The organism is Halomonas sp. IOP_14, assembly GCF_021021315.1.
GTDB classification, from domain to species: domain Bacteria; phylum Pseudomonadota; class Gammaproteobacteria; order Pseudomonadales; family Halomonadaceae; genus Vreelandella; species Vreelandella titanicae.
In genome coordinates, this window is record NZ_JAINWD010000101.1 from 1 (window position 1) to 2,197 (window position 2,197).

At 61.4% G+C, this 2,197-nt stretch carries 3 protein-coding genes; all 3 read right to left on the reverse strand.

Annotated features, from left to right (window positions below; translation table 11 throughout):
* Nucleotides 1-398 (reverse strand): aromatic-ring-hydroxylating dioxygenase subunit beta (locus K7H09_RS24265; protein ID WP_230806367.1); only part of this gene is annotated, 398 nt, incomplete at its 3' end.
* A gap of 33 nt (nucleotides 399-431) precedes the next feature.
* Entirely contained in the window at nucleotides 432-1,799 is a 1,368-nt protein-coding gene (locus K7H09_RS24270; RefSeq protein ID WP_230806369.1) for a Rieske 2Fe-2S domain-containing protein, read from the reverse strand.
* Between the two features lie 89 nt (nucleotides 1,800-1,888).
* Nucleotides 1,889-2,197 (reverse strand): dioxygenase family protein (locus K7H09_RS24275; protein WP_442908139.1); only part of this gene is annotated, 309 nt, incomplete at its 5' end.

Sequence of the window (2,197 nt, forward strand, 5' to 3'; positions counted from 1 at the left end):
TCCAGGGTGTAGAAGCACGTGCCGAAGAAGCTGTCGGTCTTCTTGTAGCGGTGGTTGAGTGTGTGCCAGTTGAACCGCAGCTCTACCGTGTCGCCCTCGTGCGACAGGATCTCCAGGTTGTTAACCTGGTGGGTGGTGCGCGGCTCCGGCGTGCTCGCCCCGCTGCGCTCGGTCTTGATCCGGTAGACCCGGTCTTCCAGCCCGTCGCGGTTGGGGTAGTAGATCAGCGAGATCTCGCTGTGCGGGTCGCGGGTGAGCTGGTCGTCGTCATCCCAGGCGGGCATCCAGAACTCGGCGTCTTTGCGGTACAGCGTGAGCCACTCGTCCCACTCCCGGTCATCGAGCAGCCGTGCTTCGCGGTACAAAAACGCTTGGATGTCGTGATAGCTAATGCTCATGGCACTTCTCTCCTCTCTTCTGGCGCTGGGCGCTTAGGCGGACGCGGTGGCGATAAATTGGCTGCGCTCTTTGTCGATGGCACGCAGCATTTCGCTGACCCAGTGCTGGTGGTGCAGCACGTAGAGCCCTTCGTCTTCCGGGGAGGCACCGCTGAGCAGGGGCTTCATGTCGATCGCTTGGGCCGTTTCATCGGCGCCTTTGATCCACTGTTGGGCCCCGCGGGAGAGGTCGTTCCATTCGGCCAGGGCGCCGTTGTAGCCTTCTTGGCAGGCGCGGAACTCTTCGAGGTCGTCGGGGGTGCCCATGCCGGAGACGTTGAAGAAGTCTTCGTATTGACGGATGCGCACACGCCGATCTTCGGCGGCTTCGCCTTTGGGGGCGAAGCAGTAGATGGTGACTTCGGTTTTGTCCACGGCGATGGGACGGATCACGCGTATCTGGGTGGAGAACTGATCCATCAAATAGACGTTGGGGTAGAGGCAGAGGTTGCGCGTTTGATTGACGATGGAGTCGGCGCGGGCTTCACCCAGCTGCTCCTGGATCCAGTCCTTATGCTGATAGACCGGGCGCACTTCCGGGTTAAGCAGTCGGGTCCACAGCATCATGTGGCCGTTTTCGTAGGAGTAGAAGCCGCCTTTGCTCTTCGACCAACCGTCGGCATCCACCGCTTTGGTGCCACCGGCGTCGTAGTTGCGGCGTTCCATGGTGGAGGCGTAGTTCCAGTGCACGGAGCTGACGTGGTAGCCATCGGCACCGTTTTCGGCCTGCAGCTTCCAGTTGCCGGTGTAGGTGTAGGAGGAGGTGCCGCGCAGAATTTCCAGGCCTTCGGGGGCTTGGTCGACGATGTTGTCGATGATCTTGGTGGTTTCGCCCAGGTGCTGCTCAAGCGGTTGAACATCATCGCTCAGGCTGCCAAACAGGAAGCCTTTGTAGTTTTCAAAGCGCGGTAGGCGCTTAAGGTTGTGGGAGCCATCCTGTTTGAACTGCTCAGGGTAGGCGCCGTTCTTCTCATTTTTGGCTTTGAGCAGTTGGCCGTCGTTTTTGAACGTCCAGCCGTGGAACGGGCAGGTGAAGGTACCTTTGTTGCCGCGCTTACGGCGACACAGGGTGGCACCACGGTGGGCGCAGGCGTTAATCAGGCCGTGCAGTTCGCCCTGCTTGTCGCGGGTGATAATCACCGGCTGGCGACCCATGGTGACGGTCATGTAGTCACCCGGCTCTGCGACCTGGCTCTCGTGGGCCAGGAACAGCCAGTTGCCTTCGAAGATGTGCTTTAGCTCAAGCTCAAAGAAGGCGGGGTCGGTAAACATGCTGCGGTGGCAGCGGAAGATGCCTTGCGCGGGGTCGTCTTGGACGGCGCCGCGCACGCGGGCTTCGAGCTGATCAAGCTGCGTGGTCATGATCTCTCTCCTCGTATTTATTATGTCGCGCTGTTATGTCTTGCTCAGGCGGGCCAAGGGGAAGGCCCGCCTTGCTCAAGGCATGAGGGTTATACCTTGGCGGTACCGGCGAGCTGGCTGGCCAGATCCTGGTCGTCTTCTTTGGCCCGCGGGCGGGCGTGACGCACCTGCAGCTCGGGGGCCTCGGCGGGGGCCAGCGCCACATCGAACACCACGTGGGAGAACGGGCCGTCCAGGTCGCGCTTGGCGATCTCGGCGGGGTCTTCAATCCGCTCGGCGGGCACGACGAGCTCTTCGCGGGTGGCAAAGGCGAAGTCGTCATAGGTGTAGGGGTCGCCTGCCAGGTTGATCTGGGTGGTCAGGTGCTGGTGGCCCGGGGCGGAGACAAAGTAGTGGAT